Origin of the sequence: Hydrogenophaga sp. (genome assembly GCF_051007235.1) — a bacterium.
In the GTDB taxonomy this organism is placed as follows: Bacteria; Pseudomonadota; Gammaproteobacteria; order Burkholderiales; family Burkholderiaceae_C; genus Hydrogenophaga.
Window position 1 is genome coordinate 1 of the sequence record NZ_JBPCSJ010000019.1, and the last position, 3,197, is coordinate 3,197.

The window sequence follows — 3,197 nt, forward strand, 5'->3', positions numbered from 1 at the left end:
ATTCCTGTTCCTGCCACCGGAACACGACCCGGACAGCTACATCCGTGCACACGGCGCCGACGCGTTCGCCAGCTTCGTCAAGCAGGCCGTGCCGCTCTCGCGTTTTCTGGTCGATGCGGCCAGCGCTGACTGCGACCTGAGCACAGCTGAGGGCCGTGCCCGCCTGGCCAGCCAGGCGCGACCGCTGTGGAGCGCGCTGCCCGAAGGCGCGCTCAAGCGCCAGCTGCTGGGCGAGCTGGCGCAGCACATCGGCATCGGCACGTCGGACCTGCAACAGCTGTGGCAACAAGCCGCCCCTGGCCAGCGCGCGCCCCGCGGTGAACGCCCTCCCGAGCGCCAGGCGGCGCCCGGCAGTGCCGACGCCTCGCGCCACGAAGCCCCCAGCCACCACGACAGCGGTCAGGCGCCCAGCTACCCGGCCGACGGCGGCCACTGGACGCCCGCCAACGGCAACCGGACCAACCTCAGCTGGAGCGGTGGCGGCAAAGGCGGCTGGCGCAAGAACCCACCGCCACCACCGCGCATGCTGGGCCGCCAGATGGCGAGCAAGAGCCGGGTCGACCGCGCGGTCGGCCTGTTGCTGGCCAACGCGAGTGCCTGGGACAGCCTGTCGGCCGACGACCACGCGCTGCTGGCCCACCTGCCGGCACCGCACGGGCCGGTGTTCGCCTGGCTGGAAGCGCAGTTGCACGAACACGGTGCCCAGCCGTGGGCGGCGCTGCGCGAAGCCCTGCGTGGACAGGTGTTTGAAGGCTATGTCTGCGCCGAGGTGGAACAGGCCACCATCGCCGCCGACTCCTCGGCCGAACTGGAAGAACTTGCAGGGGTCATGGACCTGCTGCGCCGCGACGAACTGATGCGGCAAAGCCAGGCCCTGTCGGTCCAGGCGGCCACCGACCCCGTCGCCCGCGAGCGCCTGCGCGAGATCAACGAACGCATCAAAGCCCTGCAACCGAGCCACCCGGTATAATCACGGGTTTTGCACCGCAAGCGCGACAGCAGCACCTCCGGCACCGGCCAAACCCCAGCACAGGGGTCACGGGAAACTGATACCCGGCCACCTCAGCGACCGCCCCGGTCCTGACGGAAACCCGCAAGGACTGCACACCAAATGTTCGCCCACCAGCTTGCAGGCCTGCCCTTCCCCGGCGAAGTGCGGGCGTTGTGCCAGCAAAAACCTCCAGACGGCGCCGCCTGCGGTGAATTTCTGGCGTTTTTGTGTGTCTCAGCCGGTTCCTTCCCTGACGTTTTTTGAGGTTCCCATGCCCGCGAAGAAAGCCAGTACGCCTGTTGCCAGCACCCAAGCCGCCAAGAAGACCGCCGCCAGCGCGGCCGCCGTCGAGCCCAAGAAGAAAGCCTCCACTCCTGTGACCGCGAAATCCACCCCCAAGACCGCCGCCGCCAAGGCGCCCAAGGCCAAGGCCGCTGCCGAAGAGATCGAAACCGGCGCCGAAGCCGCCGAACCGGCGAAGAAAAAGCCGGGCCGCCCCGCCAAGGCCGCCGCCGACAAGCCGGCCGCCAAGCGTGGCCGCAAGCCCAAGGCCGGCGCCAAGGAAGCCAGCGATCTGGACGATGCCGACCTGAGCGACATCGAAGAGGATCTGGCCGAGGAAGTGGTCGAGGAAGTGGCCGACACCACGCAGCCGACCGAGAAGGTCAAGCCGCTGCGCATGAAGATCAGCAAAGCCAAGGAGCGCGCGCTGATGAAGGAATTCGGCCTGGACGAGACCGTCCTGTCCGAAGAAGAAGCGCGCAGCCGCCGCGAACGCCTCAAGACCCTGATCAAGCTCGGCAAGACCCGTGGCTACCTGACGCACGGCGAAATCAACGACCACCTGCCCGACAAGCTGGTCGAGGCCGAGACGCTGGAAGTGGTGGTGTCGCTGCTCAACGACATGGGCGTGGCCGTCTACGAACAGACGCCCGATGCCGAAACCCTGTTGCTGAACAACACCGGCCCGACCGCCGCGACCGAAGAAGAAGCCGAGGAAGAAGCCGAAGCCGCCCTGTCCACCGTGGACAGCGAATTCGGCCGCACAACCGACCCGGTGCGCATGTACATGCGCGAGATGGGCACGGTCGAGCTGCTGACGCGCGAAGGCGAAATCGAAATCGCCAAGCGCATCGAAGGCGGCCTGAACGACATGATGGCCGCGATCAGCGAATCGCCGGCCACCATCGCCGAGATCCTGGCCATGGCCGAAGAGATCCGCAGTGGCAAGGTGGTCATCTCCACCGTGGTCGACGGCTTTGCCGACGCCGACGCGGCCGACGACTACGTGGCCGAAGAAGACTTTGACGACTACGACGAAGCCGACGACGACGACGGCAAGGGCGGCTCCAAGGCCCTGACGCGCAAGCTCGAAGAACTCAAGCGCGAAGCGCTGGAGCGCTTCGATACCATGCGCACCCTGTTCGAAAAGCTGCACAAGATCTACGACAAGGAAGGCTACGGCACGCCCCACTACGTCAAGACCCAGCAGTCCATCACCGAAACGCTGATGACCATCCGCTTCACCGCCAAGGCGATCGAGAAGCTGTGCGGCACCGTGCGCGGTCAGGTGGACGAGGTGCGCAAGAAAGAGCGCGAGCTGCGCCGCATCATCGTGGACAAGTGCGGCATGCCGCAGGAGAAGTTCATCGCCGAGTTCCCGGACAACCTGCTGAACCTCAAGTGGATCGAGAAGCAGGCCGCCGCCGGCAAGTCCTGGAGCACGGTGATGCAGCGCAACATCCCGCCGGTGCAGGAACTGCAACAGGGCCTGATCACCATCCAGAGCAGCGTGGTCGTGCCGCTGGCCCACCTCAAGGACATCCACAAGCGGATGAACCAGGGCGAATCCACCTCGCGCGACGCCAAGAAGGAAATGATCGAGGCCAACCTGCGCCTGGTGATCTCCATCGCGAAGAAGTACACCAACCGCGGCCTGCAGTTCCTGGACCTGATCCAGGAAGGCAACATCGGCCTGATGAAGGCGGTGGACAAGTTCGAATACCGTCGCGGCTACAAATTCTCGACCTACGCCACGTGGTGGATCCGCCAGGCCATCACGCGATCGATCGCCGACCAGGCCCGCACCATCCGCATCCCGGTGCACATGATCGAGACCATCAACAAGATGAACCGCATCAGCCGCCAGCATTTGCAGGAACACGGTTTCGAGCCCGATGCGTCCATCCTGGCCGAGAAGATGGAG

1 protein-coding gene and 1 pseudogene are annotated in these 3,197 nt (G+C 65.8%); both read left to right on the plus strand.

Translation table 11 applies throughout. The annotated features are described in order from the left end of the window. Nucleotides 1-970 (plus strand): annotated as a pseudogene (locus tag ACR2JA_RS00660) (DNA primase); the annotation flags it as partial. A gap of 292 nt (nt 971-1,262) precedes the next feature. Further along, a partial coding sequence (gene rpoD / locus ACR2JA_RS00665; RefSeq protein WP_434007212.1) for an RNA polymerase sigma factor RpoD occupies nt 1,263-3,197 on the plus strand: 1,935 nt, incomplete at its 3' end.